General features: G+C 71.8%; 21 protein-coding genes. 13 read left to right on the top strand and 8 right to left on the bottom strand.

Features of this window, described 5'->3' with window-relative positions; genetic code table 11:
• The first annotated feature begins 109 nt into the window (after positions 1-109).
• On the top strand, positions 110-532 hold the full coding sequence (locus tag BRM3_RS14825; RefSeq protein ID WP_263594065.1) for a hypothetical protein: 423 nt from the start codon (positions 110-112) through the stop codon (positions 530-532).
• Complete coding sequence (locus tag BRM3_RS14820; protein ID WP_263594064.1) at positions 526-789, top strand: PepSY domain-containing protein; 264 nt, start codon at positions 526-528, stop codon at positions 787-789. Before BRM3_RS14825 ends, BRM3_RS14820 begins: the two co-directional genes overlap by 7 nt.
• A 217-nt stretch (positions 790-1,006) precedes the next feature.
• On the opposite strand, the gene BRM3_RS14815 is transcribed toward BRM3_RS14820, so the two are convergent.
• Positions 1,007-1,588: a PRC-barrel domain-containing protein gene (locus tag BRM3_RS14815; protein ID WP_263594063.1), complete on the bottom strand. Its 582-nt coding sequence runs from the start codon at positions 1,586-1,588 to the stop codon at positions 1,007-1,009.
• A 170-nt stretch (positions 1,589-1,758) separates the two neighbouring features.
• Complete coding sequence (locus tag BRM3_RS14810; protein ID WP_263594062.1) at positions 1,759-2,931, bottom strand: amidohydrolase; 1,173 nt, start codon at positions 2,929-2,931, stop codon at positions 1,759-1,761.
• A gap of 100 nt (positions 2,932-3,031) precedes the next feature.
• On the opposite strand from BRM3_RS14810, the gene tpx reads away from it, so the two are divergent.
• From tpx to BRM3_RS14795, 3 genes are read left to right on the top strand one after another with little or no spacing between them, the layout of a single operon-like run.
• Complete coding sequence (gene tpx / locus BRM3_RS14805) at positions 3,032-3,529, top strand: thiol peroxidase (protein ID WP_263594061.1); 498 nt, start codon at positions 3,032-3,034, stop codon at positions 3,527-3,529.
• Entirely contained in the window at positions 3,526-3,906 is a 381-nt protein-coding gene (locus tag BRM3_RS14800; protein WP_263594060.1) for a DUF488 domain-containing protein, read from the top strand. The genes tpx and BRM3_RS14800 overlap by 4 nt, the downstream gene beginning before the upstream one ends.
• Positions 3,907-3,911: 5 nt before the next feature.
• The gene (locus BRM3_RS14795; RefSeq protein ID WP_263594059.1) at positions 3,912-4,721 is read left to right on the top strand and encodes a sulfite exporter TauE/SafE family protein; all 810 of its coding nucleotides are present in this window, start codon (positions 3,912-3,914) and stop codon (positions 4,719-4,721) included.
• 34 nt (positions 4,722-4,755) lie between these two features.
• Here the strand turns inward: BRM3_RS14795 and BRM3_RS14790 are convergent, their stop codons facing one another.
• Positions 4,756-5,550: an alpha/beta fold hydrolase gene (locus BRM3_RS14790; protein WP_263594058.1), complete on the bottom strand. Its 795-nt coding sequence runs from the start codon at positions 5,548-5,550 to the stop codon at positions 4,756-4,758.
• 87 nt (positions 5,551-5,637) lie between these two features.
• The gene (locus tag BRM3_RS14785; RefSeq protein WP_263594057.1) at positions 5,638-7,878 is read right to left on the bottom strand and encodes an NADP-dependent isocitrate dehydrogenase; all 2,241 of its coding nucleotides are present in this window, start codon (positions 7,876-7,878) and stop codon (positions 5,638-5,640) included.
• A gap of 165 nt (positions 7,879-8,043) precedes the next feature.
• Here BRM3_RS14785 and BRM3_RS14780 point away from each other — a divergent pair, with 165 nt between their 5' ends.
• Positions 8,044-9,276, top strand: coding sequence for an acyl-CoA dehydrogenase family protein (locus BRM3_RS14780; protein WP_263594056.1), 1,233 nt, complete (start codon positions 8,044-8,046; stop codon positions 9,274-9,276).
• 402 nt (positions 9,277-9,678) lie between these two features.
• Here the strand turns inward: BRM3_RS14780 and BRM3_RS14775 are convergent, their stop codons facing one another.
• Entirely contained in the window at positions 9,679-10,707 is a 1,029-nt protein-coding gene (locus tag BRM3_RS14775) for an ATP-dependent 6-phosphofructokinase (protein ID WP_263594055.1), read from the bottom strand.
• A 97-nt stretch (positions 10,708-10,804) separates the two neighbouring features.
• Complete coding sequence (locus BRM3_RS14770) at positions 10,805-12,346, bottom strand: flotillin family protein (protein ID WP_263594054.1); 1,542 nt, start codon at positions 12,344-12,346, stop codon at positions 10,805-10,807.
• Positions 12,347-12,533: 187 nt separating this feature from the next.
• On the opposite strand from BRM3_RS14770, the gene BRM3_RS14765 reads away from it, so the two are divergent.
• Positions 12,534-13,943: an MFS transporter gene (locus BRM3_RS14765; RefSeq protein ID WP_263594053.1), complete on the top strand. Its 1,410-nt coding sequence runs from the start codon at positions 12,534-12,536 to the stop codon at positions 13,941-13,943.
• A gap of 315 nt (positions 13,944-14,258) precedes the next feature.
• Positions 14,259-14,633 carry a DUF805 domain-containing protein gene (locus tag BRM3_RS14760; RefSeq protein ID WP_263594052.1) on the top strand — a complete coding sequence of 125 codons (375 nt, stop codon included), beginning with the start codon at positions 14,259-14,261 and terminating at the stop codon, positions 14,631-14,633.
• A 106-nt stretch (positions 14,634-14,739) separates the two neighbouring features.
• Here BRM3_RS14760 and BRM3_RS14755 read toward each other — a convergent pair whose 3' ends face one another.
• Positions 14,740-16,095 (bottom strand): nucleobase:cation symporter-2 family protein, encoded by a 1,356-nt coding sequence (locus BRM3_RS14755; protein ID WP_263594051.1) that lies wholly within the window; start codon positions 16,093-16,095, stop codon positions 14,740-14,742.
• 123 nt (positions 16,096-16,218) lie between these two features.
• On the bottom strand, positions 16,219-17,931 hold the full coding sequence (gene pgi, locus BRM3_RS14750; RefSeq protein WP_263594050.1) for a glucose-6-phosphate isomerase: 1,713 nt from the start codon (positions 17,929-17,931) through the stop codon (positions 16,219-16,221).
• A gap of 217 nt (positions 17,932-18,148) precedes the next feature.
• Here pgi and BRM3_RS14745 point away from each other — a divergent pair, with 217 nt between their 5' ends.
• The 5 genes from BRM3_RS14745 (at position 18,149) to BRM3_RS14725 (ending at position 25,618) form a co-directional block, all read left to right on the top strand.
• Positions 18,149-19,777 (top strand): peptide ABC transporter substrate-binding protein, encoded by a 1,629-nt coding sequence (locus BRM3_RS14745; RefSeq protein WP_263594049.1) that lies wholly within the window; start codon positions 18,149-18,151, stop codon positions 19,775-19,777.
• 205 nt (positions 19,778-19,982) lie between these two features.
• The gene (locus BRM3_RS14740) at positions 19,983-21,632 is read left to right on the top strand and encodes a peptide ABC transporter substrate-binding protein (protein ID WP_263594048.1); all 1,650 of its coding nucleotides are present in this window, start codon (positions 19,983-19,985) and stop codon (positions 21,630-21,632) included.
• A gap of 206 nt (positions 21,633-21,838) precedes the next feature.
• On the top strand, positions 21,839-22,765 hold the full coding sequence (locus BRM3_RS14735; RefSeq protein WP_263595477.1) for an ABC transporter permease: 927 nt from the start codon (positions 21,839-21,841) through the stop codon (positions 22,763-22,765).
• Positions 22,755-23,735 carry an ABC transporter permease gene (locus BRM3_RS14730; protein WP_263594047.1) on the top strand — a complete coding sequence of 327 codons (981 nt, stop codon included), beginning with the start codon at positions 22,755-22,757 and terminating at the stop codon, positions 23,733-23,735. The genes BRM3_RS14735 and BRM3_RS14730 overlap by 11 nt, the downstream gene beginning before the upstream one ends.
• Entirely contained in the window at positions 23,732-25,618 is a 1,887-nt protein-coding gene (locus BRM3_RS14725) for an ABC transporter ATP-binding protein (protein ID WP_263594046.1), read from the top strand. Before BRM3_RS14730 ends, BRM3_RS14725 begins: the two co-directional genes overlap by 4 nt.
• Positions 25,619-25,838: the final 220 nt, after the last annotated feature.

The following is a 25,838-nucleotide window of genomic DNA, read 5'->3' as shown; positions in this document are numbered from 1 at the left end:
CGCGCTAGGGTCGACGGGGACGACCCCGGTGCCGCGACGCCGAGGCGGGGCCCTACGGAACGGCCGTGCCCGCGCGTCGTGCACCACGGCCGACGACAGGAGCGACCCCATGATCCCCACGCTGCGCCGCACCCTCGTGCGCCATGCCGTCCTCCCGCCCGCGATCGGCCTGCTCGCCCTGGGCGGCCTCGCATCCTGCACCTCCGGCGCCGACGACGCCGAGGTCCCCTCGGCAGGTCCGGCCGCCACCGTGCCCGCCCCGAGCGACGGCGGCGGCTCGAGCGGTCCTGCTCCGAGCGACGGCGGCTCCGGGACCGTCCCGAGCAGCCTGCAGGCCCTCACCGAGCAGCCCGGGCAGGACACCGATCTGCGCACCGCGGCCTTCCCCGTGACGCCCGAGCAGGCGATCGCGACCGCGACGGACACGGCCGGCGACGGCACCGTGCACGCCGTCGAGCTGGACTACAACCGCACCGAGACGTGGCAGTGGGAGGTCTCGGTGCTCGTCGACGGCACCGACCAGACGTGTTGATCGACGCGATCACGGGCGACGTGGTGCGCGAGGAGCAGGACCGCACCGACGACCGGGAGCAGGCCATCGACCTCACTCAGCCCATGACCTACGACGCCGCGCTCGAGAAGGCCCTCGCCGCCCGGGACGGCGAGCTGCGCGGCTGGAAGCTCGAGGGAGACGACGGCCGTCGCGAGTACCAGTTCGACATCGCCCAGCAGGGTGTCGAGAAGGAGGTCACCGTCGACGTCGACTCCGGCCAGGTCACGGTCGACTGATGACGGCCGTTCCGCCTCCGGCGCACGGGCTCACGTCAGGGGCCGGGGCCAGCCCGGCACCTCGTCGGGCAGGGAGCCGGGAGCGCCGGAGAGCCTGCCGGGCGGGAGCGCGCGGGCGGGGACCTGCTCGGCGCCGGGGGCACCGGCGCGCACCAGGGCATCGACGACCTTCTTCGGGCGTGTCGCGAAGGCGAACGCCTCCAGGTGCCCGCCGAGGTCACGGACCAGACGGTTCTCCGTCAGCTCGCCGCCGGACAGCCTCCAGCCGAGCCGCGAGAGGAAGGTGATGCCCTGCCGGGAGCTCGTCGGCCTCCTCGCGTGCGGCCGCGTCCTCGGCGACATCGGGCGCCTGCCCGGCCGGGTCCTCCTCGGGGGCCGTGGTCCCCTCGTCGTCCGCGGCCGGGGCCTGCGGGGAGACGGTCTCGGCGTCACCGGCCGTCTGCTCGGCGGCGGGCGCCTCGTCGGCGACGTCCGCGCTCGCCTCCTGGACGCCGTAGTAGCGGTAGAGCTCGTCCTCCTCCTCGCGGGAGATCTCGCCGTCCTCGTCCACGTGCGGCGCGTCCTTGATGAACGACTTCTCGTACGGGACGGTGATGACGCCGTCGGCGTAGCTCGCCTCGGCGAGCGGGATGAACGTCTCCTTGGTCCCGAAGAGGCCCGTGTTGACGGTGACCCACGACGGCTCCTGGCTGTCGTTGGTGAGGTAGACCTGGCCGACCCTGCCGACCTTGTCGCCCGCGGAGTCGACGACCTCGGCGACCTGCAGATCCTGGATGCTGCCCTGATACGTCATGGTCATTCCCTTCCTGGGGGCCGATGCGGATCCGGCGCCGGGCACGACCCGCGGGCGGGGTCGTGCGACGTGACTCCGCCTGCCTCGACCGTAACGTACGTGAGCTGCGTCGCACAGGCGCCGAGGACCGAGCGGTCAGCGCGTCGCCGCTGCAGTGGCGCCCCGGGGCCGGCCCGTCAGCGGTCCGCGATCACGCAGGCGCGCGCCTCGGCGTCGTATCGCATCACCTCGTCGCCGCCGATCCACACCCGCAGCGCCCGGTTGCGCGTGTCGAGGGGATCGCCCTCCCACAGCACCACGTCGGCGTCCTTGCCCACCTCGATCGAGCCGATCCGCGCGTCGAGGCCGAGCACCTCCGCAGGGTTGAGCGTGATCGCGCGGATCGCGTCGTCGTGGTCCAGGCCCTCCTTCATCGCGAGGGAGGCCTCGTGCACCAGGAAGTCGATCGGGACCACGGGGTGGTCGGTGATGATCGAGACCTTGACCCCCGCCCGGGTCAGGATGCCGGGGGCCTGGGCGCTGCGCTCCCTCGTCTCGATCTTCGTCCGGGTGATGATGAGCGGCCCGTACAGCACGGGCACGCCGTGCTCGGCCACCACGTCGGCGATCCGGTAGGCCTCGGTGCCGTGGTCGAGCACGAGGTCGTAGCCGAACTCGTCGGCCAGGCGCAGGGCGGTCGCGATGTCGTCGGCGCGATGGCAGTGCTGGCGCCACGGGATCTCGTGGGACAGCACGCGCGCGAGCGCCTCGGAGACCAGGTCGACGGGCCGGTCCTCGGGCTCCTTGGCCATCCACTCGCGGGCCTTCGCGAGCGCGGTGCGGATCACGAGCGCGGTCCCCAGCCGCGTCGACGGCGTCCGCTTGGCCTCGCCGTGCACCCGCTTGGGGTTCTCGCCGAGGGCCGACTTGAGGCCGGACGGCGAGCGCAGCACCATCTCGTCGACCACTCGGCCGTGGGTGTGCAGCGCGACGGCGAGACCGCCAATGGGGTTCGCCGAACCGGGATTGACGTTCACCGTGGTGACGCCGCCGCGCAGGGCGTCCTCGAAGCCCCGGTCGGCCGGGTTGATCGCGTCAAGCGCTCGAGCCGCCGCCATCACCGGATCGGTGCGCTCGTTGGTGTCGTCGCCGGCCCAGCCCTCGCCCTCCTCGTGGATGCCCAGATGCACGTGCGCGTCGACGAAGCCGGGCACCAGCCAGCCGCCCGCGGCGTCGATCACCTCGGCTCCCTCGGGGACCGTCACGTCGCGCCCGACGGCGCGGATGCGGCCGTCCTCGAGCAGGACGGTCCCGTCGACGGCGGGGGCGGAGACGGCGTGGATGTGGGCGTTGACGATCGCGGTGGTCATGCTCCGACCCTCCTCATCCCCGCGCCTCCCGTCAAGCAGGCGCCGTCCCGGCGGTGGCCTGCGGTTGTCCCGGGAGCCGCCCGAGGGCGAGGATGAGGTCATGGCTACCACCGCGTTCAAGGGAACCCCCGTCCACACCGTCGGCGAGCTGCCCGCCCCGGGCACCGCCGCTCCCGCCGTCGACCTCGTCGGCGTCGACCTGTCGCCCGTGCGCAGCGCGGACTTCCCGGGCCGGCGGATCGTGCTGAACATCTTCCCGTCGGTCGACACCGGGACCTGCGCCCTGAGCGTGCGCCGCTTCAACGAGCTCGCCGCGACGCTCGAGAACACGGTCGTCGTCTGCGCCTCGCGCGACCTGCCGTTCGCCCAGGCGCGCTTCTGCGGCGCCGAGGGCATCGAGAACGTCGTGATGGGCTCGGCGTTCCGCACGGCCTTCGGCGAGGACTACGGCGTGACGATGACCGACGGTCCCACCGCCGGCCTGCTCGCGCGCAGCGTCGTCGTGATCGACGGCGAGGGCACGGTGCTGCACTCCCAGCTGGTCGACGAGATGTCCCACGAGCCCGACTACGACGCCGCGCTCGCCGCCCTGCGATGACGGGCGCGACGACCCCGGACGTCCGCCTCGCGCGCGTCTACGACGTGGTCGACGAGGCACCGCCCGCGGGCGAGACCTGGGTGCTCGTGGACCGGCTGTGGCCGCGGGGCGTGAAGAAGGAGCGCCTGGCCGGCGCCGAGTGGGACAAGGAGGCGGCGCCCTCGGAGGAGCTGCGCCGCGCCTTCCACCACGAGGAGATCGGCTTCGAGGAGTTCGCGGAGCGCTACCGGGCCGAGCTCGAGCAGTCCGGGGCGGCCGAGCGCCTGCGCCGCCGGGCACGGGAGACGGATTCGGGCACGCTCGTGCTGCTCGTCGGCTCGAAGGACCCCGAGCACTCCAACGGCCGCGTGCTCGCCGATGTGCTGACGGGGGACTGAGCGGGGTGGCTCTGGGAGCCCTGGCGTTCCTCCTCGTGATGGGGGTGCTCGCCGGGATGATCAACGCCGCGGTCGGCTCGGGCTCTTTGCTGACGCTGCCGGTGCTGCTCGCGGTCGGCATCGCCCCCGGCACGGCCGTGCGCACCAACACCATCGGCATGATGTTCTCGACGATCGGCTCGGTGGTCGGCTACCGGCGCGAGATCGCCGCCGAGCGCACCAACCGCCTGGGCCCGCTGCTGGCCACGACGCTCGTGTTCGCCGCGGCCGGGTCGTGCCTGCTGCTCGCGGTCCCCGGCGGCGCGCTCGAGTTCGTCGTCCCGCTGCTGATCGTGGTGGCCCTTCTGCTGGTCGTCTTCCAGCGACGCATCACCGCGGCGATCACCGCCCGCCGGGTGCGGCGCGCGGCGGCGCGGCCTGACGCGACGGACGCCCCGCCGGGACGTGTGTACCGCTCGCCGGGGCTGCTCACCTCGATGGCGGGCGCCTCCCTGTACGGGGGCTTCTTCACCGCGGCCCAGGGGATCCTGTACCTCGGCATCCTCGGCGCCTTCACGGGACGACCCATGAAGAGCGTGAACGCCGTGAAGAACCTGCTGGCCCTCATCGTCAACGTCACCGCCGCCGTGGTCTACCTGGTCGCGCATCTCGCGCTCGGCGCGGAGGTGGTCTGGAGCGGCAGCATCGCGATCGCGATCGGCTCCCTGATCGGCGGCTACGCCGGCACCCATGTCGCCAAGCGACTGCCCGAGAACGCCCTGCGCGCGGTGATCGTGGTGGTCGCGCTCGTGGCCCTGGCCCGCCAGCTCGTGTGACGGCGCGTCCCGCGGCACGCGCCGCGGGCGGGGATCAGAGCTGCCGCAGGAACGGCAGGATCTCTGCGAGCACGGGGCCGGCGGGGGAGAGCGTCCGCCCGTGCGTGCGCCCCGGGAGCGCGACGAAGCGGGCATGCGGCATGACGGCGGCCGCGTGCCGCGACTCCTCGAGGCGCGGATGGTCGAGGTCGCCGGCCATCCACAGCGCGGGCACCTCGCACGCCGCGAGCCGGTCCTCGGGGATGCCGGCCGTCGCATCGGTCGCCCTGAACAGGGCCGCCATCGCCTGCGGGTCGGCGGCGAGGAAGGCCTGGCGGGTCGCGGCGTCCCGCCGGTCGGAGACGTCCGGGCCCAGCCCCTGCGCCGCGCAGAACCCCTCCATGCCGCGGCCGGCGATGGTCTCGACCACGCCGGGGAAGAACACGGAGTCGACCTGTCCGTGCTGGGCGGCGGCGCTGCCCCCGAGGCTCACGATCCCCGTCACCCGATCCGGCCGGCGCAGCGCCGCGGTCAGCGCGATGCGCGCCCCGAGCGAGTAGCCCACGAGGGCCGCCCGCTCGAGACCCGCCGCGTCGAGCACGGCCAGCAGGTCGGAACCGAAGCGCTCCTGGGTGTACGCGGCGGGGTCGTGGGGCGCGCCCGAGCGGCCGTGACCGCGCAGGTCCATCCGCACCACGGTGTGCTCGGCGGCGAGGGGCCCGAGGTAGCCGAGGCCACGCCAGATCGCCCGCGAGAGCACCGAGCCGTGCAGGAGCACGACGGGCGCGCCCTCGCCGCGGACGTCGTAGACCAGCTCGGTCCCGTCGAGGGGCGAGGCGACTGCGGGCACGAGAGCTCCTGGGGTGAGGACGAGGTCTGCCCCGGCGCCGGAGGGCGACGGGGCAGACGGACGGTCAGACGAGCACGGGTCGGGACCTCAGAGGGCCTCGCCGATCTCGTCGATGATCCGGTTCAGCGTCGCCGAGGGGCGCATGACCGCGGCGGTGCGGGCCGGGTCCGGGCGGTAGTAGCCGCCGATGTCGGCCCTCCTTCCCTGCACGGCCAGCAGCTCCGCGGCGATCGTCTCCTCGTCGTCGGCGAGCTCCTGGGCCAGCGGCGCGAAGGCCGCGGCGAGCTCGGCGTCCTCGGTCTGCCGGGCGAGCTCCTGGGCCCAGTACAGCGCGAGGTAGAAGTGGCTGCCGCGGTTGTCGATCGTGCCGAGCCGGCGCTGGGGCGACTTGCCCTCGTTGAGCAGGGTCTCGGTCGCGCGATCGAGGGCGTCGGCGATCACGGCGGCGCGCGCGTTGTCGGTGGTCCGCGCAAGGTGGCGCAGCGACTCCGCGAGGGCGAGGAACTCGCCGAGGGAGTCCCACCGCAGGTAGTCCTCCTCGATGAGCTGCTGGACGTGCTTGGGGGCGCTGCCGCCCGCCCCGGTCTCGAACAGGCCGCCGCCGGCCATGAGCGGCACCACCGAGAGCATCTTGGCGCTCGTGCCCAGCTCCATGATCGGGAACAGGTCGGTGAGGTAGTCGCGCAGCACGTTGCCGGTCACGGAGATGGTGTCCTCGCCGCGGCGCACCCGCTCGAGGGTGTGGGTCGTGGCCTCGGCCGGGGCGAGGATCCGCAGGTCGAGCCCGTCGGTGTCCTCCTCGGCGAGGTATGCGGTGACCTTGGCGATGAGGTTGCGGTCATGCGCGCGGGTCTCGTCGAGCCAGAACACGGCCGGCATGCCCGACAGGCGCGAGCGCGAGACGGCGAGGGAGACCCAGTCGCGGATCGGGGCGTCCTTGGCCTGGCACGCGCGGAACACGTCGCCGGGGGCGACGTCGTGGCTCATGAGGACCTGGCCGCCCGAGGAGCGGACCTCGACCCGGCCCGCCTCGGCGATCTCGAAGGTCTTGTCGTGGGAGCCGTACTCCTCGGCCTTCTGGGCCATGAGCCCGACGTTGGGCACGGTGCCCATCGTGGTCGGGTCGAAGGCACCGTGGGCGATGCAGTCCTCGATCGTCGCGGCGTACACGCCCGCGTACGAGGAGTCGGGGATGACGGCGAGGGTGTCGTGCTCGCCGCCGTCGGGGCCCCACATATGGCCCGAGGTGCGGATCATGGCGGGCATCGATGCGTCGATGATGACGTCGCTGGGCACGTGCAGGTTGGTGATGCCCTTGTCGGAGTTGACCATCGCGAGCTCGGGGCCCTCGGCGAGGCCCCGCTCGATGCCCTCGCGCACGCCCTGGGCGGTCTCCGGGTCGAGCGCGTCGAGCCCCGCGAGGATGCCGCCCAGGCCGTTGTTGGCCGAGAGGCCGGCGGCGGCGAGCTGCTCGCCGTAGCGCGCGAACACGTCGGGGAAGAAGGCACGCACGACGTGGCCGAAGAGGATCGGGTCGGAGACCTTCATCATCGTGGCCTTGAGGTGCACCGAGAACAGCACACCGCGCTCCTGGGCGGCCGCGATCTGCTCGGCCAGGAAGCGGTCGAGCGCGCTCGCCGACATCGTCGTGGAGTCCACGACCTCACCCGCGAGCACCGGGATCGCCTGCTTCAGCACCGTCTCGGAGCCGTCGGCGAGGACCTCGACGATCGACAGGGTGTCGTCCTGCTCCATCACGACGCTCTGCTCGTTGCTGCGGAAGTCGTCGTGGCCCATCGTCGCGACGGACGTCTTCGAGTCCGCGCTCCACGCCCCCATGCGGTGCGGGTGCTTCCGGGCGAAGTTCTTGACGGCCTGGGGCGCCCGGCGGTCGGAGTTGCCCTCGCGCAGCACCGGGTTCACGGCCGAGCCCTTGACCGCGTCGTAGCGGGCGCGCACGTCGCGCTCCTCGTCGGTCGAGGGCGACTCGGGGTAGTCCGGCAGGGCGATGCCCAGGCCCTGCAGCTCGGCGATCGCGGCCTTGAGCTGCGGCACCGAGGCGGAGATGTTGGGCAGCTTGATGATGTTGGCCTCGGGCGTCTTGGCCAGCTCGCCGAGCTCGGCGAGGGCGTCGGCCTCCCGCTGGTCCTCGGGCAGGAGGTCCGAGAAGGCGGCGACGATGCGGCCCGCGAGGGAGATGTCGCGGGTCTCGACGTGGATCCCGGCGGTCGAGGCGAACGCCTCGAGGATCGGCAGGAAGGAGGCGGTGGCCAGCATGGGCGCCTCGTCGGTGTGGGTGTAGATGATGCGCGAATCGGCAGTCGACATGGTCGCAGCGCTCCTCGGTCGGGGTCGGGTCGCTCGTCGGGTGGCTGGGGCGGACGGCGCGGGGCGCGCGCCCGGGTCCGCCCTCGACACACCGGGAGATCTCTCGACGTCAAGACTATCGGAGGCGGGACGATGCGGACCGTGGGGCCACGGTAGCGTGAGCGCATGTCTGCCGCCGGTGCGTCCGCCCCCGATCCCTCCGTCTCCCTCGAGCCCGCCGACCTCCTGCCCGACGCGCTGCTCGACACGTTCCGCGAGCGCGCCGCGGGCTACGACCGGGACAACCGCTTCTTCGACGAGGACCTCGCCGATCTGCGCGAGCTCGGGTATCTGCGCCTGCTCGTGCCCACCGAGCTCGGCGGCCTCGGCGGCACCCTCCGGCAGGCCTCCCGCCTCCAGCGCCGCCTGGCCGGCGCCGCCCCGGCCACGGCGCTCGGGGTCAACATGCACCTCGTCGTCACGGGGGCGGCGCTCGTCGCCGCCCGCCGCGGGCTCGACGCGGCCCGTCCGATCCTCGAGGAGGCCGCGGCGGGGGAGCTGTTCGCGTTCGGCATCTCCGAGGCGGGCAACGACGCGATGCTGTTCGACGCCGCGACCACGGCCGAGCCCGACGGCCGCGGCGGCTACGCGCTCACGGGCACCAAGATCTTCACCTCGCTCTCGCCCGCGTGGACCCGCCTGGTCACCCACGGCAAGGTCGCCGCGGCCGGTGCCGACGGGGACGACGCCCTCGTGTTCGGCGTGCTCGAGCGGGACGAGCACGTGCGCGTCGCCGACGACTGGGACACCCACGGCATGCGCGCCTCGCAGTCGTGCACGACGCGCCTGACGGACGCGCCGCTCACGGCAGGGCGGGTCGTGACCACGACGCCCGTGGGCCCGAACCCGGACCCCTTCCTGTTCGGCGTCTTCGGTGCCTTCGAGCTGCTGCTCGCCGCGGTCTACACGGGGGTCGCCGAGCGCGCCGTGCAGGTCGCGGTCGACATCGCGGGCACCCGCCGCAGCGCGACGAGGGGCCTCGTGCACGCCGACGACCCCGACATCCGGTGGCGGATCGCCGACGCCGCGATCGCGCTCGACGGCTCCGTGCTCCAGATCGACGCGCTCACCGCGGACCTCGACGCCATGGGCGCCGCGGAGCCCGTGCCCTCAGCGACCGATCACGGCGCGCGCTGGTTCCTGCAGTTCTCGGGCGTGAAGGCCCGGGCCACGGAGACCGCGATGGCGGCCGTCGACCAGGCGCTGCGCGCGAGCGGCGGCGCACAGTTCTTCCGCGGCCGCGAGCTCGAGCGGCTCTCCCGAGACGTGCGCGCGGGCATGTACCACCCCTCCGACGAGGAGTCGGTGCACGCCTCGTACGCGCGCGCCCTGCTCGGCGACATCGGCGCCGAGCGCTGACGGGAGGCCCCGGCCCGTGCCGTGACCCGGACGCGGCAGGCGACGCGGGCACGTCGGGCACATCAGCGGGCTCGTCGCCGACCCCATCGCCGGGCCGAGCGCCCGCTCACGGCACCTATCGCGGCTGATACGTGTCGTGCTGTGGCGGTCGAGCCCGGACGGGTGCGTGGTCGGGCTGTGCCTCACGGGGTCGACGCGTCGCTGGGCCGAGCGCCCGCTCACGGCACCTATCGCGGCTGATGTGTGCCGTGCTGTGGCAATGCCTCGGGGACCGGGGACCGGGGGGCGCCGGACCGGGGGATAGGGGGCCGGGGGGCGCCGGACCGGGGGATCGGCGCGACGGCAGGGTGTGGGCCTCCGGGCGTCGGTGCGCGCTCGCAGCACGGCTGTCCGCCCCGGCCATCACCCGAACAGCGTGCGCGCCTCCTCCCAGCGGTCCCGGGTGACGCGCTTGGAGTTGTCGATCGCCTCGGTGAGCGGCACGTCCACGATCTCGGTGCCGCGCAGGGCGACCATGTGGCCCATGCCGCCGCGATGCACGAGGTCCACGACGGCCATGCCGAAGCGGGTCGCGAGCACGCGGTCGTAGCCGGTGGGCTCGCCGCCGCGCTGGATGTGGCCGAGCACGGTCGCGCGGGTCTCGATGCCGAGCCGTTTCTCGATGACGGGCGCGAGAGCCTGCGCGATCCCTCCGAAGCGGGGGCGGCCGAACTCGTCGAGGTCGTAGTTCATGAAGCCCTCGGGGGCGTCCTTGGGCACGAAGCCCTCGGCGACCACGACGAGCGGGGCCCGGCGACGGTCCCACGTCATGCGCACGTAGTCGCAGATCTCGTCGATCGTGAGCGGGAACTCGGGGATGCAGATGACGTGCGCGCCGGCCGCCATGCCCGAGTGCAGCGCGATCCAGCCGACGCTGCGGCCCATCACCTCGGCGACCATGCAGCGGTGGTGGGACTCGCCCGTGATCCGCAGCCGGTCGAGGCTCTCGGTCGCGATCTCCACGGCCGTGTTGAAGCCGAACGTGTAGTCGGTCGCGTCGAGGTCGTTGTCGACGGTCTTGGGTACGCCGACCACGGGGATGCCGCCCTGGAACAGCCGGTTGGCGGTGTAGAGCGTGCCGTCGCCGCCGATCGCGATGATCGCCTCGATGTCGTGGCGCTCCATCGTCTCGCGCACGAGCGCCACCCCGTCGCCGCCGTCGTGGAACGGGTTGGCGCGCGAGGAGCCCAGGATCGTGCCGCCCAGGCGGCTCAGGCCGCGCACCTTGCGGCGGGGGATCGGCAGGATCTCGTCGTCGATCGCGCCCCGCCAGCCGTCCAGGAAGCCGACGAACTCGTCCTCGTACGTCTTGTCGCCCTTGAGCACGGCGCCACGGATGACGGCGTTCAGGCCGGGGCAGTCCCCGCCCGAGGTGAGCATGGCGATCTTCATCAAGGACTCCTTGGGGTCAGGGCCGGGCGGCCTCGCTCACTCTACGGAAGCTCAGGGCTGTGACGAGGGACAAAGGTCTGCTGCGCTCGCACGTCCGTCAGTCCTGCGCGGTGGTGTCGGCGAGCGCGGTGGACGGCGCGCTCGCCGAGGACGCCGACCCCTGGGAGGAGCCTGCCGCGGCGGAGCCCTGGGCGGCGCGCTGGAGCATGTCGTGGAAGTCCACGCCCGTGGTCGAGCGGACCATGTCGAGCACCTGCGCGAGACCGGCCGAGATGTTCCGGCCGATCTTGGCCTCGCCGTCGGAGGAGACCACCGAGAGCGAGTCGATGTTGGCATACGGGGAGGCGAGCTCGCGAGCCACCTGGGGGAGCGTCTCGAGCAGCTGGGAGAGGATCGCGGCCTCGTTGAACTCCTTGTAGGCCTCGGCCTTGGCACGCGTCGACTCGGCCTCGGCGTCGCCCTTGGCGCGGATCGACGCGCCCTCGGCCTCACCCTGGGCGCGCAGCGCATCGGCCGCGGCCTGCCCCTCGAGGCGGGCGGCCTCGGCGTCCTTCGAGCGGCGCTGGAGCTCGACATCGGCCTCGGCGCGGCCGCGGGCCTCGATCGCGAAGGCCTCGGACTGGGACGTGACCTTGCGGGCCTCGGCGCGGTTGCGCTCGTCGGTGAGGGCGGCCTCGGAGTCGGCCACGCGCGCATACTTCTTGGAGTCGGCATCCTGCTGCTCGGCATAGCGCTTGGCCTCGGCCGGCTTGTGGACCTCGGCGATCAGCTGCTTCTCGCGCAGGTCGTTGTTGCGGATCGCGATGAGCTCCTCCTGCTCGATGATCCGCTGCTGCTGGGCGGCACGGGCGAGCGGTCCCGAGGCGTCGGCGGTCGCCTGGCGCGCGTCGGTCTGCTCCTTGATCTCGGCCTGGCGCAGGTCGAGCTCCTGCTTGGACTCGGCCTCGCGCTGGAGGTTGATGTTGCGCGCCTGGGTGGCCTCGCGGTTGGCGTCGGACTCGGCGATCGCCGCGCGCTTGGCCACGAGCGCCGCCTCGGGGCGGCCCCAGTCGCGCAGATAGGTGCCGTCGTCCTCGACCGCGCTGATCTGGAAGGTGTCGATCACGAGGCCCTGGTTGTTCATCGAGTGCTCGGCCTCCTCCTGCACCTGGGCGGCGAAGGAGGCGCGGTCCTGGATGATCTGCTCGACGGTCAGGGTGCCCACGACCGCGCGGAGCGTGCCCGAGAGGATCTCCTGGGAGTAGTGGTCGATCTGGCCCTGCTGGTCGAGGAAGCGCTGGGAGGCCTTGCGCACGTCGTCGACGTTGCCGCCGACCTTGACCTGTGCGACGCCGCGCAGGCGCACGAAGATGCCGTTCTTGGAGTAGCCCTCGATCTCCACCTGGATCTGGCGCGAGGACAGGCTCATCACGAACGCGCGGTCGAAGATGGGGCGCACGATCGCGCGGCCCCCGATGACCACGCGCGCCCCGCCCGACTCGAGGTCGACGTCGCCCGCCTTGGCGTTGCGCCCGGTGATGATGAGCGCCTCGTTGGGGGCGGCGATGCGATAGCTGCGCACGAGGGCGATCACGATGATCAGCACCACGACCACCGCCGCCGCGGCGATCACGAGAGCGAGCAGGACGGTCGGATCCACGGGTTCCTCCAGGGGGTCGGGCACCCGCGCCGGGGATCGGGACGCGTCTCGGGACTCGGGCCGTCGGTGCTCGGGGCCATTGAACCAGACCCGTCGCGACCGGCGAGGGCCGCGTCCGGGGAGCCACCCGGAGTCTCATGATGCGGAAAAATGTCCACGATGCGGGACGCAGGTCTAGGATCGTCCCGTGACCTCCCTCCCCGACACCTCTCCCCTGACCCAGGGCGGCGCCCCCGCCGGGGCCCCCGCGAACACGCGCGGACGCGTGATCGTGGCGTCGATGATCGGCACCACGATCGAGTTCTTCGACTTCTACGCGTACGCGACCGCGGCCTCGCTCGTCTTCCCCGCCCTGTTCTTCCCCACCGCCACCCCGGCCAACCAGCTGCTGAGCTCCTTCGCCGTCTTCGGCGTCGCCTTCGTCGCGAGGCCCATCGGCTCGATCCTCTTCGGCCACTTCGGCGACCGCATCGGCCGCAAGCGCACCCTCGTGGCGAGCCTGCTCGTGATGGGCGTCGCGACCTTCATCATCGGGCTGCTGCCCACGGCCTCGGTGCCCGGCTTCGCGTTCCTCGCCCCCGCGCTGCTCGTGCTGCTGCGGTTCTGCCAGGGCGTGGGCCTGGGCGGCGAGTGGTCCGGCGCCGCCCTGCTCGCCACCGAGAACGCGCCGGCGGGCAAACGAGCCCTCTACGGCACGTTCCCCCAGCTCGGCGCCCCCATCGGCTTCATCCTGTCCAACATCCTGTTCGTCGTCATGAGCCTCGTGCTCAGCGACGCGCAGTTCACCTCGTGGGGCTGGCGCGTGCCCTTCCTGCTCTCGGCGATCCTCGTGGTCGTCGGGCTGTGGGTGCGCCTGAAGCTCATGGAGACCCCCGCCTTCCAGCGCGTGATCGACGAGCAGCGCGTCGCCGCCGTGCCGCTCGCCCGCGTGTTCCGCACCTCGTGGCGCCCGCTGATCCTCGCGACCGTGGCCATGATCGCGACCTACGTCCTCTTCTACATGATGACCGCGTTCCTCATGGTCTTCGGCACCACGGCCTCGAGCGTCGAGGCCGCGCGCGCCGCCGCCGAGAGCGCCGGCAAGGCCTTCGACCCCTCGACCTTCGCACCGGGTCTGGGCTACGCCCGCCCCGAGTTCCTCACCATGCTGATCATCGGGGTCGTCTTCTTCGGCGTCTTCACGCTCGTCTCGGGCCCGCTCGCCGACCGCGCCGGCCGCCGCCCGTACCTGATCGTGGTGACGGCCGGAATCGGCGTGTACGCGCTGCTGATCGAGCCGCTCATCCACCTCGGCACGCCGGGCGTGATGGCGGTGCTCATCGTCGGCTTCACCCTGATGGGGCTCACGTTCGGCCCGATGGCCGCCTACCTGCCCGAGATGTTCCCCGCCGACGTGCGGTACACCGGCAGCGCCATCAGCTACAACATGGCCTCGGTAATCGGCGCGGGACCGGCCCCCATCACCCTCGTGGCGCTGTGGCAGGCGCTCGACGGCTCGCTGTGGCTCGTGGGCGTGTACCTGCTCGTGGCCGCCCTGCTCACCCTCGGCGCGGTCGTGATCGGACGCGAGACCCGGGACGTCGACTACCTCGCCTGAGACCGCCCCGCCCCGTCCGGCCGTGACCATCGGCCGAGCGGGCCTGTCGCGCAGGGGCGACGTCGCCTACAGTGCCGACGCCGCCCCGCGGCATCCCCTCCCCCCACCCCTCCCCAGGAGACGACATGACCTCCGCACCCCCGCCCGCCGGCGACGCGACCGCCCTGCTCGGCGGCGCGACCGACCCTCAGGACCTCTCCCGCCCCCCGCTACGGCGCCCGGTTCGGCACCGCCGTCAGGTGCTTCCTGCGCAAGTACGCGGCCTTCACCGGACGCGCCTCGCGCTCGGAGTTCTGGTGGGCCTACCTCGCGATCGTGCTCATCGAGCTCGTGCCGTGGGTCGTGTTCATGATCGGCATCATCACGAGCGCCGTGTGGGCCAACAACCACATGACCGAGACCTCGCTCGGCTATGACGCCAACGGCAACGAGATCGTCTACGAGACCGCGCCCGGCATCATCCACGCGCCGACCTGGCCCGTCGTCGTGATCGGCCTCGTCCTGATGGCGCTCGTCACCCTGGCCCTGATCGTGCCGATCATCGCGCTCATGTGCCGTCGTCTGCACGACGCGAACCTCTCGGGGCTGCTGTGCCTGCTCCTGCTGGTCCCCTCGATCGGCGGGCTCGTCGTGCTGGTCCTCGCGCTCCTGCCGTCCTCGCCCGAGGGGCGGCGCTTCGACACCGCCTGAGCCCCCGTCCTCGACGGGCGGAGCAGACGACGGCCGGGTTCGCGATCGCGAACCCGGCCGTCGTGCGTCCCGGGGCCGTGCTCCGGCCCGCGGGACCCCGAAGGGCTCAGAGGTGGTCGTGCGGGCGGATCCCGCCGCGGCCCTTGAGGAGCAGGTTCAGGAGCACGGCGCTGAAGGCCGCGGCGCTCACGCCCGAGCCGAGGACCATGGCGACCAGGTCCGGGAGCGACGCGTACAGGCCCGGCACGGCGATGGGCAGCACGGCGAGCGAGAGCGAGACCGCGACGATGAGGGTGTCGTGCCCGGCGTCGCGGTCGTCGGTGCGCGGGGCCTCGGCGAGGGTGCGGATGCCGGCCGCGGCCACCGATCCGAACAGGACGATCCCGGCCCCGCCGAGCACGGGCTGGGGCACGGCGGCGACGATCCGGCCCAGCAGCGGCACCAGGCCCAGCAGCACGAGGATCACGCCGCCGGCCGCGACGGTGTAGCGCGAGCGCACCCGAGTCACCGAGATCAGCCCGATGTTCTGGGCGAACGCGGTCGCGGGGAAGGAGTTCACGAGCGGGGCGAGCGCGCTCGCCGCCATGTCGGCCCGCAGGCCGTCGGCCAGGCGCCGCGGCGGCAGGTCGGTGCCCACCACCTTGGTCACGGCGAACAGGTTGGCCGTGGTCTCCATGAGCGTCACGATGATGACGACGACCATGGGCACGATCGCGGCGAGGTGGAAGGTCGGAGCGCCGAACGCGAAGGGGTGCGGCAGCGCGACCACGGCGCCCGAGGTGACGCCCGAGAAGTCGGCCGCGCCGAGGAGGGCCGCGATGACAGTGCCGACGGCGATGCCCAGCAGGATCGCGACCCCGGACAGGGCCCGGATCCGGGAGAGGATCAGGACCGCGACGAGCGTGATCGCGGCCAGGGCCAGGTGCAGACCGCTGCCGTAGCCGGCCTGCCCCTCGGTGCCCATGATCCAGCCCGCTGCGACCGGCAGCAGGGAGATGCCCATCGCCGCGATGATGGTGCCCGTCACGACCGGTGGGAACACCGGCTGCAGGCGCGAGACGACCGGTGCGAGCAGGAAGCCGATCACGCCGGCCACGATGACGGCGCCGAAGACCGACGGCAGGCCGTCCCCGTCGGCGATGATGACGAGCATCGTCGAGACCGCGCCGAACGTCGTGCCCTGCACGAGGGGGAGCTTGGCGCCGAAGAACGGCACGCCGAGGGACTGCAGGAGCGTCGTGATGCCCGAGACGAACAGGGCCGAGGCGACGAGCACGCCGATCTGTCCGGGGGAGAGCTGGGCGGCGCCACCCACGATGAGGGGCACGGCCACGACGCCGCCGTACATCGACAGCACGTGCTGGGTGCCGTAGACGAGGCTGCGGGCCAGGGGCAGGCGCTCGTCCTCGGGGCGGACGGCGCGGGCCGGCGCGAGGGGCAGGGGAGCGAGGGGGTCAGGCACGGGGGTCCTCTCCAGGGATGGGGGCCGGGAATGCACGCAGCGCCCACCGTGCGACGACGGTGGGCGCTGAGGGGAACGGTACGCCGACGGGCGCGGGACGGACGGCGCCGTCCCGCAGCCCGGTCAGGCGCGGTGCGCGCGGTAGTAGCGGATCAGCTCGGCGGTCGACGGGTCCTCGTCGGCGATCGCCTGCTCGTCGCCGGCCACGGCCGGTGCGAGCCCCTTGGCGAGCTGCTTGCCGAGCTCGACGCCCCACTGGTCGAAGGAGTTGATGCCCCAGACGGTGCCCTCGACGAAGGTGATGTGCTCGTACAGCGCGATCAGCTGGCCGAGCGTCGCGGGCGTGAGCGCGGGCGCCATGATCGAGGTGGTCGGACGGTCGCCCGAGAACATGCGCGCGGCCACGAGCGCCCCCTCGGTGCCCTCGGCGCGCACCTCCTCCTCGGTCTTGCCGAAGGCGAGGGCCTTGGTCTGCGCGAAGAAGTTGGCCAGGAACAGCTCGTGCACGTCCTGGTCGCCGTCGCGGAGCGGCCGGGTCGGGGTCGCGAAGGCGATGAAGTCGGCTGGGATGATGCGCGTGCCCTGGTGGATCAGCTGGTAGAAGGCGTGCTGGCCGTTCGTGCCCGGCTCGCCCCAGAAGATCTCGCCCGTCTCGGTCGTGATGGCCGAGCCGTCCCAGCGCACGGACTTGCCGTTGGATTCCATCGTGAGCTGCTGGAGGTAGGCGGGGAAGCGGTGCAGGTACTGGGAGTAGGGGAGAACCGCATGGGTCTCCGCCTCGAGGAAGTTCACGTTCCACACGTTGAGCATGCCCATGAGCGCCGGCACGTTCTCCTCGAGCGGCGCGGTGCGGAAGTGCTCGTCCATCGCGTGGAAGCCCGCGAGCAGCTCCTCGAAGGCCTCGGGGCCCAGGGCCACGGCCAGCACGGTGCCGATCGCGGAGTCGACGCTGTAGCGCCCGCCCACCCAGTTCCAGAAGCCGAACGCGTTGTCGGGGTCGATGCCGAAGTCGGCGACCTTGTCGAGGGCCGTCGAGACCGCGACGAAGTGGCGGGCGACCGCCTCCTTCTCCTGCTCGGCTGTGATCCCGGCGCGATCGCGCAGCCCCGACAGGAGCCAGTCGCGCACGAGGCGCGCGTTGGTGATGGTCTCGAGCGTCGTGAAGGTCTTGGAGGCCACGATCACGAGGGTCGTCTCGGGGTCGAGATCCGCCGTGGTCTCGTACGCGTCGGTCGGGTCGATGTTCGAGATGAAGCGCGCCTCGATGCCCGCGTCCGCGAGCGGCTTGAGCGCCTCGTAGATCATGACGGGACCGAGGTCGGAGCCGCCGATGCCGATGTTGACCACCGTGGTGATGCGCTTGCCGGTCACGCCGGTCCACTCACCCGAGCGGACCTGACGGGCGAAGTCGTAGATCCGTCCGAGCACCTCGTGCACGTCGTGGTCGACGTCCTGGCCGTCGACCACGAGCGGGCCGTCGCCGCCGGCCGGGCGGCGCAGCGCCGTGTGGAGGACGGCGCGGTCCTCGGAGGTGTTGATGTGGGCGCCCGCGAACATCGCGTCGCGCCGCTGCTCGAGGCCGACCTCGCGCGCGAGGTCGAGCAGGAGGGAGACCGTCTCGGGCGTCACGAGGTTCTTGGAGAGGTCGACGTGGAGGTCGGCCGCATCGTGCGTGAGCGTCGCCGCGCGCTGCGGGTCGGCCGCGAACCACTCGCGCAGGGAGCCCTCGAGGGCCTCCTCGTGCTGGGCCAGGGCTCGCCACGAGGCGGTTGCGGTGGGGTCGACGGGGGCCGGGACGGCCGAGGCGGGAGTGTCGTGCTGGGTGTCAGAGCTCATGGGTCCATTGTGGCGCGGGTCGCGCGGACGTGCCGGGACCCGGCCCAGAACGGACCGCGGCACGGCCGTGCACGCCTCCGGTCACGAAAGGGCTACGACGCCGTGAAGCCGCCGAACGCGTCTGCCGACTCTGGCATCCTGCTGTGAGGAGCGCCACGTCGGCGCCCGTCATCGACCGTTCGTCCACCCCGGGGCCCGGCCCCGTGAGGAGCCCCCCATGGATCTGACCCGCCGTTCCCTCGTCCTCGGCACCGCCGCCGCCTCGACCCTCGCCCTCGCCGCGTGCGGCGGCTCGGGGGACGAGGGCGGCGACGGGGGCTCCGCCACGATCGTCACCGACGGCAAGGAGCCGGAGAACCCGCTGGTCCCGACCAACACGTCGGAGCTCGGCGGCGGGAGCGTGCTGACGGCCTGCTTCGCATGCCTGTCGTACTACACGGCCGACGGCACCGTGGCCCACGACGTCGCGGAGTCGATCGAGTCCGAGGACCAGCAGAACTGGACCATCACGATCCGCCCCGGCACGACCTTCTCCGACGGCTCCGCCGTCACCGCGAAGTCCTTCGTCGACGCGTGGAACTTCGGTGCGCTGACCACCAACGCCCAGCGCGCCCAGTCCTTCTTCGAGCCCATCGAGGGCTTCGAGGCGGTCGCCGCCGAGAGCCCGACCGCCGAGACCATGTCGGGCCTGGCCGTGGTCGACGACACCACCTTCACCGTCAAGCTCGTCTCCCCGCAGTCGGACTTCCCCCTCCGTCTGGGCTACTGGGCCTTCGCCCCGCTGCCCGAGGCGGCTCTGACGGACATCGCGGCGTTCGGGGAGAAGCCCGTCTCCAACGGGCCGTACACGGTGTCCAGCTGGGACCACAACACCTCGATCGAGGTGGTCAGGAACCCCGACTACGACGGGCCCCGGAAGGCCGAGAACGAGGGCGTCTCCTTCGTCGTCTACTCCGACCCCGAGACGGCCTACAACGACCTCGAGACCGGGACCCTCGACGTGCTGGGCGCCATCCCGTCCTCGGCCCTGCAGACCTTCCAGGACGACCTCGGCGACCGTGCGATCAACCAGCCCGGCGCGACGATCGTGTTCATCACGATCCCGCAGTACGCGGGCGCCGACTGGACCGGGGAGGCGGGGCAGCTGCGCCGGCAGGCGATCTCCCGGGCGATCGACCGCGAGGCGATCTGCACGGACCTGTTCTTCGGGACCCGCGCCCCCGCGACCGACTACGTCGCGCCGGGTGTCGAGGGCGGGGGCTCGACCGACATCCCGGGAGCCGAGGTCCTGTCCTACGACGCCGACGAGGCCGTGAGGCTGTGGGCGCAGGCCGAGGCGATCGCACCCTTCTCGGGCGAGTTCACACTCGACTACCCGGCCGACGGCCCCAACAAGGACTGGGTCGAGGCGGTGTGCAACTCGATCAAGAACACCCTCGGGATCGGCGCCTCCGGCGTGCCGCATCCGGCCTTCGGCGAGTTCAAGCAGCAGATCGCCCAGCACCAGATCACGGGGCCCTTCCGCTCGAACTGGATCGCCGACTACCCCTCGCCCTACAACTTCCTGTTCCCCCTCTACGGCTCGGGCGCGGCCGGCGGCAAGGGCTCCAACGAGGGCGAGTACCTGAACGAGGAGTTCGACGGCCTGCTCACCGAGGCGCAGCAGGCGGCCGACGCGGCGGCGGCGCTCGAGAAGTACAAGGCCGCGCAGGCCGTCCTCCTGCGGGACCTCCCCTCCATCCCGCTCTGGTACCAGAACGTGATGGGCGGCTCCGGCGAGAACGTCGAGAACGTGGCCTTCACCTGGAACGGGAGCTCCCAGTTCCCGCAGATGACGAAGAGCTGAGGGGCACGCCCGCCCCGTCCGAGACCGCACCGGACGTCCATGATGCGGATACCGCGTCCGACATCCGGAACGTTCTGGACAGAGCCGAGACCCAACCGTTATGCGGACGGGGCCGGAGCACTGGGTGGCGTGGTGCACACTGGTGCACACCATGGGCCCGGACAGCGACGACCGGGTCACCTTTCGACTTCCACAGGAGACGTCCATGACGATTTCGCGACGTTCGATGATCCTCGGCACCGCGGCCGCCGGCACCTCCGCCGTCGCCCTCGCGGCGTGCGGCGGGAGCAGCAGCGGCGGCAGCGATGGCGGCAGCGGCGGTGGAGCGGGCGGCGACGCCGTCCTCGCCAACGGCACCGAGCCCGAGAACCCGCTCGTCCCGACCAATACGAACGAGGTCGGCGGCGGCCGCGTCATCACCTCCGTGTTCGCGGGCCTCGTCTACTACACCGCCGACGGCAAGGCCGAGAACGATCTCGCCGACTCGATCGAGTCCGAGGACAACCAGACCTGGACCGTCAAGATCAAGGCCGACCAGAAGTTCTCCGACGGCACGCCGATCACCGCCAAGTCCTTCGTCGACGCGTGGAACTTCGGCGCGCTGACCACCAACGCCCAGAAGAGCCAGTCGTTCTTCGAGCCCATCGAGGGCTTCGCCGACGTCGCCGCCGAGACCCCGGCCGCCCAGACCATGTCGGGCCTGGCCGTCGTCGACGACACGACCTTCACCGTCAAGCTCGTCTCCGCGCAGTCCGACTTCCCGACCCGCCTGGGCTACACGGCCTACATGCCGATGCCCGAGTCCGCGTTCAAGGACATCGACGCCTACGGCGAGAAGCCCGCCTCGAGCGGCCCCTACGTCGTCGACTCGTGGGACCACGACAAGCAGATCGTGATCGTGCCCAACGACAGCTACAGCGGGCCGCGCAAGGCGAAGAACAAGGGCGTGACCTTCGTGATCTACGCCGACTCCGACACCATGTACTCGGACCTGCAGTCCAACAACGTCGACGTGGTCGACCAGATCCCGACCTCGGCGCTGCAGACCTTCCAGGACGACCTGGGCGACCGCGCCGTCAACGCGCCCGGCGCCGTGTTCCAGTCCTTCACGATCGCCCAGAACGACCCGAACTTCTCGGGCGACGCCGGCAAGCTGCGCCGTCAGGCGCTCTCGCGGGCGATCGACCGCAAGTCGATCTGCGACTCGCTGTTCTTCGGCACCCGCACCCCCGCCACGGACTTCATCGCGCCCGTGATCCAGGGCGGCGGCGCCACCGACATCGCCGGCGCCGAGGTGCTCGAGTTCGACGAGGCCAAGGCCAAGGACCTGTGGGCCCAGGCCGAGGCGATGCAGCCCTACAGCGGCACGTTCACGCTCTCCTACAACGCGGACGGCCCCCACAAGGACTGGGTCGAGGCCGTGTGCAACTCGATCAAGAACACCCTCGGCATCGAGGCCAACCCGCAGCCCTTCCCGGCCTTCGGCGAGTTCCGCGAGCAGATCACGAACCGCGAGCTCAAGGGCGCGTTCCGCTCCGGCTGGCAGGCCGACTACCCCTCGGCCTACAACTTCCTCGGCCCGCTCTACTCCTCGGCCGCGGCCGACGGCAAGGGCTCGAACGACGGCGACTACAAGAACCCCGAGTTCGACGGCCTGCTCGCCGAGGGCCTGGCCGCCCCCGATGTCGACTCCGCGATCGAGAAGTACAAGGCCGCCGAGGCGATCCTCATGCAGGACCTCCCCGCGATCCCGCTGTGGTACCAGAACACCTTCGGCGGGTACTCCGAGAACGTGAGCGACGTCGAGTACGGCTGGGACACCGTCCCGCTCTACTACGAGATCACGAAGAACTGACCGCCCTGCCGGCGTGACGCGAACGGCGGGAGCAGGAGCCGAGGCCCCTGCTCCCGCCGATTGCGTCCACCGGCGATCCTGCTGCCGTCCGGCGCGCGAGATGCGTACGCTGTCCGCGAGCCGAGGCCGACCGCCACGACGCACCGTGCGCCCCCGCACCGTGCACGGCGGCGGCCCCTCCCATCTCTTATCCGAAGGTGACCGAAGTGATCTGGTACATCGCGCGGCGACTGCTGCAGATGATCCCCGTCTTCCTCGGCGCGACCCTGCTGATCTACGCGATGGCGTTCCTCTCCGGAGGCGACCCCATCGCGGCGATCTCGGGCGACAAGCCGCTCTCGCCGGCGATCGTCGCCGAGCTGCGCCGCCAGTACAACCTCGACAAGCCGCTCATCGTGCAGTGGCTCATCTACCTGGGCCATCTCTTCCAGGGTGATCTCGGCGTCTCGCTCCAGGGGCGCCCCATCATCGACGACCTGCGCGACGCGTTCCCCGTGACCGCGCGCCTGGCGGTCATCGCCGTCGTGATCGAGACCGTCTGCGGCGTGGCCGCCGGCGTCATCTCGGGCCTGCGCAAGGGCACCATCATCGACACCGCGTTCCTCATGGTCTCCCTGCTCGTGATCGCGATCCCGACCTTCGTGATCGGCTTCGTCACGCAGTACCTGCTGGGCGTGAAGCTGCAATGGATCACCGTCAACGCCTCGGGCGGCGACTTCCAGGACCTCCTGGTGCCCGGGGCCGTGCTCGGCATCGTCTCCTTCGCCTACGTGCTGCGCCTGACGCGCACCTCGGTCGCCGAGGCCGCGACCGCCGACCACGTGCGGACCGCCACGGCCAAGGGACTGTCGCGCGGCGGCGTGGTCTCCAAGCACATCCTGCGCAACTCGCTGATCCCCGTCGTGACCTACATCGGCGCCGATCTGGGCGCTCTCATGGGCGGCGCCATCGTGACCGAGCGCATCTTCAACATCCACGGCATCGGCTCCGAGCTGTGGACCGCGATCACGCGGTCGGACAGCCCCAAGATCGTCACGATCGTCACGCTGCTGGTGGTCGTCTTCCTGATCTCGAACCTGATCGTGGACCTGCTCTACGCCGTTCTCGACCCGAGGATCCGCTATGCCAAGTGACGTCCTGAACCCGTCCGCGCCGCGCGAGCCCCGCGCCACGCAGCGCCATGTCGTCGCGCCGCTCGCCGAGACCCCGCTCCAGGAGGTCGACGCCGTCGACCCCAATGCCACCCCGCGCTCGCTGTGGGGCGAGGCGTGGCACAACCTCGTGCGCAACCCCGTCTTCGTCATCTCGGCGCTGCTGATCCTGTTCGTCCTGTTCGTCGTCGCCTTCCCGGGCGTGTTCACGAGCCTGGACCCGACCCATGCGACCATCAGCCAGGCCAACAAGGCCGCGAGCGACGCCCACCTGCTCGGCACCGACCGCTTGGGCTACGACGTCTTCGCGCGCACCGTGTACGGCGCCCGCACCTCGGTGTCCGTCGGCTTCTTCGCGATGATCCTGTCGACCCTGATCGGCAGCACGATCGGCGCGTTCGCCGGCTACATCGGCGGCTGGTTCGACGAGGTCCTCTCGCGCGTGACGGACATCTTCTTCGCGATCCCGCTCGTGCTCGGCGCGATCGTCTTCGCCAACCGCTTCGCCGGCCACATGAACCTGTGGACCGTCGTGCTCGTGCTGTCGATCTTCGGCTGGACGAGCGTGGCCCGCATCATGCGCGGCAGCGTCATCTCCATCAAGAACCAGGACTTCGTGACCGCCTCGACCGCGCTCGGCGCGGGTCGCTTCACGAACCTGCTGCGCCACGTGATCCCCAACGCGATCGCGCCCGTGATCGTGACGGCCACCGTGAACCTCGGCGTCTTCATCGTCGCCGAGTCGACCCTGTCCTTCCTGGGCGTGGGCATCACCAACGTCGTCTCGTGGGGCGCCGACCTCTCGTCGGCCAAGGACGCGATGCGCACCCTCAGCAACAACCCCTACATCCTGTTCGCCCCGTCCATCGCGCTCGCGATCACGGTGCTGAGCTTCATCATGCTCGGCGACGCGGTCCGCGACGCTCTCGATCCGAAGGCGAGGAAGCGATGACCACCACCGCACCCGCGAGCGGCGCGCACGCCGCCGGCTCGGCCGCTCCCGGCGACGAGCCCCTGCTCGAGATCTCCGACCTCGACATCACGTTCACGACCTCGACCGGCCACGTCAACGCCGTGCGCGGCGCGAACCTGACCGTGTACCCGGGCCAGACGGTCGCGATCGTGGGGGAGTCCGGGTCGGGCAAGTCCACGACCGCGATGTCCATCGCCCGTCTGCTGCCGCCCAACGGCAAGGTCACGGGCGGCACCATCCGCTTCGGCGGCAAGGACATCACCAAGGTCCGCAACCGCGAGATCCTCGCCCTGCGCGGCAGCGAGATCGGGCTCGTGCCGCAGGACCCGATGAGCAACCTCAACCCGCTGTGGAAGGTGGGCTTCCAGATCCGCGAGGCGCTCGCGGCCAACGGCGTCGCCCAGGGCGCCCAGGCCAAGCGCCGCACGGTCGCCCTGCTCGAGGAGGCCGGCCTCCCGGACGCCGAGCGCCGTGCGGGCCAGTACCCGCACGAGTACTCCGGCGGCATGCGTCAGCGCGCCCTGATCGCGATGGGCCTCGCGGCCCGCCCGCGCCTGCTCATCGCCGACGAGCCCACGAGCGCGCTCGACGTGACGGTCCAGCAGCAGATCCTCGACCACCTCGACACCCTCACGGGCGAGCTCGGCACCGCGGTGCTGCTGATCACGCACGATCTGGGCCTGGCCGCCGAGCGCGCCCAGCACCTCGTCGTCATGTACAAGGGGCAGGTCGTCGAGTCGGGCCCCGCGCTCGAGCTGCTCCAGAAGCCCCAGCACCCGTACACCCGGCGCCTGATCGCCGCGGCCCCCTCGCTCGCGTCGCGCCGGCTCGTCTCCGTCAAGGAGCGCGCCGAGGTGGTCGAGCAGGCCCGCACCACGGCACATGCCGAGGCGCCCGCGACGACCGGCTCGATCCCGCGCAGCGCGAGCGACACCATCGTGAGCGTCGAGGGCCTCACCAAGGTCTTCCCGATCCGCGGCAGCGTGCCGTGGAAGTCGACCCCCTTCACCGCGGTGGACGACGTGTCCTTCGACCTGCGTCGCGGCACCACCACCGCGATCGTGGGTGAGTCCGGCTCGGGCAAGTCGACGGTCGCGCAGATGGTGCTCAAGCTGCTCGAGCCCACGTCGGGCCGGGTGCTCTTCGAGGGCCGCGACATCACCGAGATCAAGGGCCGCGACCTGCTCGCGCTGCGCCGACGGGTCCAGCCGATCTTCCAGAACCCGTACGGCACGCTCGACCCCACGTTCTCGATCTACCGCACGATCGAGGAGCCCCTGCGGCTGCACGGCATCGGCAACGCCAAGTCCCGCGAGGCCAAGGTGCGCGATCTGCTCGAGAAGGTCTCGCTGCCGGCCTCGATGCTCCAGCGCTACCCCAACGAGCTGTCGGGCGGCCAGCGCCAGCGCATCGCGATCGCACGCGCCCTCGCGCTCGATCCCGAGGTCGTCGTGTGCGACGAGGCCGTCTCGGCGCTCGACGTGCTCGTGCAGGCCCAGGTGCTGCAGCTGCTCAACGACCTGCAGGCCCAGCTCGGGCTGTCCTACATCTTCATCACGCACGACCTCGCGGTCGTGCGGCAGATCGCGGACCACACGCTCGTCATGGAGCGGGGGCGCGTGGTCGAGCAGGGCGACACCGAGACCGTGTTCCACTCCCCGCAGCAGGAGTACACCAAGCGCCTGCTCGGTGCGATCCCGGGCGGCTCCATCCCGCTCGCGGGTTCCGAGACGATCGAGGTCGAGGTGGACACCGAGCTCGGCGTCGACGCCGAGGCCGAGGAGATCGCCGAGCGCGACGGGGCCCGCTCGCCCCTCGGCGAGGAGCCCACGGACCCGTTCACGGGTGCGGGACACGTCTGAGACGACCCCCGCCTGACCGGCTCGGCCCCGACTCCCGTCACCGCGGGAGCCGGGGCCGAGCCGTCGGCGGGCACCGACGCCGCGCAGTGGCGCATTCCACGGCGTCGACAGGGCCCAGGGCCGATAGACTCGGCGAGGCCCGCCGTGCGCCCCGCGCCGCGGAGCCCGCCGATGCGGCGCGTCCCCTGGGGACCCGGACCGCGCGGCATCCCCGACGACG

Origin of the sequence: Brachybacterium huguangmaarense (assembly GCF_025725725.1) — a bacterium.
GTDB classification, from domain to species: Bacteria; Actinomycetota; Actinomycetes; order Actinomycetales; family Dermabacteraceae; genus Brachybacterium; species Brachybacterium huguangmaarense.
This window is presented reverse-complemented; position numbering and strand designations above follow the sequence as displayed.

Coding starts and splice junctions, on each gene's coding strand:
- BRM3_RS14740 (WP_263594048.1), top strand. CDS start 19,983: ATGACGATTTCGCGACGTTCGATGATCCTCGGCACCGCGGCCGCCGGC.
- BRM3_RS14810 (WP_263594062.1), bottom strand. CDS start 2,931: ATGACCACCGCGATCGTCAACGCCCACATCCACGCCGTCTCCGCCCCC.
- BRM3_RS14815 (WP_263594063.1), bottom strand. CDS start 1,588: ATGACCATGACGTATCAGGGCAGCATCCAGGATCTGCAGGTCGCCGAG.
- BRM3_RS14780 (WP_263594056.1), top strand. CDS start 8,044: ATGTCTGCCGCCGGTGCGTCCGCCCCCGATCCCTCCGTCTCCCTCGAG.
- BRM3_RS14825 (WP_263594065.1), top strand. CDS start 110: ATGATCCCCACGCTGCGCCGCACCCTCGTGCGCCATGCCGTCCTCCCG.
- pgi (WP_263594050.1), bottom strand. CDS start 17,931: ATGAGCTCTGACACCCAGCACGACACTCCCGCCTCGGCCGTCCCGGCC.
- BRM3_RS14745 (WP_263594049.1), top strand. CDS start 18,149: ATGGATCTGACCCGCCGTTCCCTCGTCCTCGGCACCGCCGCCGCCTCG.
- BRM3_RS14775 (WP_263594055.1), bottom strand. CDS start 10,707: ATGAAGATCGCCATGCTCACCTCGGGCGGGGACTGCCCCGGCCTGAAC.
- tpx (WP_263594061.1), top strand. CDS start 3,032: ATGGCTACCACCGCGTTCAAGGGAACCCCCGTCCACACCGTCGGCGAG.
- BRM3_RS14730 (WP_263594047.1), top strand. CDS start 22,755: ATGCCAAGTGACGTCCTGAACCCGTCCGCGCCGCGCGAGCCCCGCGCC.
- BRM3_RS14785 (WP_263594057.1), bottom strand. CDS start 7,878: ATGTCGACTGCCGATTCGCGCATCATCTACACCCACACCGACGAGGCG.
- BRM3_RS14800 (WP_263594060.1), top strand. CDS start 3,526: ATGACGGGCGCGACGACCCCGGACGTCCGCCTCGCGCGCGTCTACGAC.
- BRM3_RS14725 (WP_263594046.1), top strand. CDS start 23,732: ATGACCACCACCGCACCCGCGAGCGGCGCGCACGCCGCCGGCTCGGCC.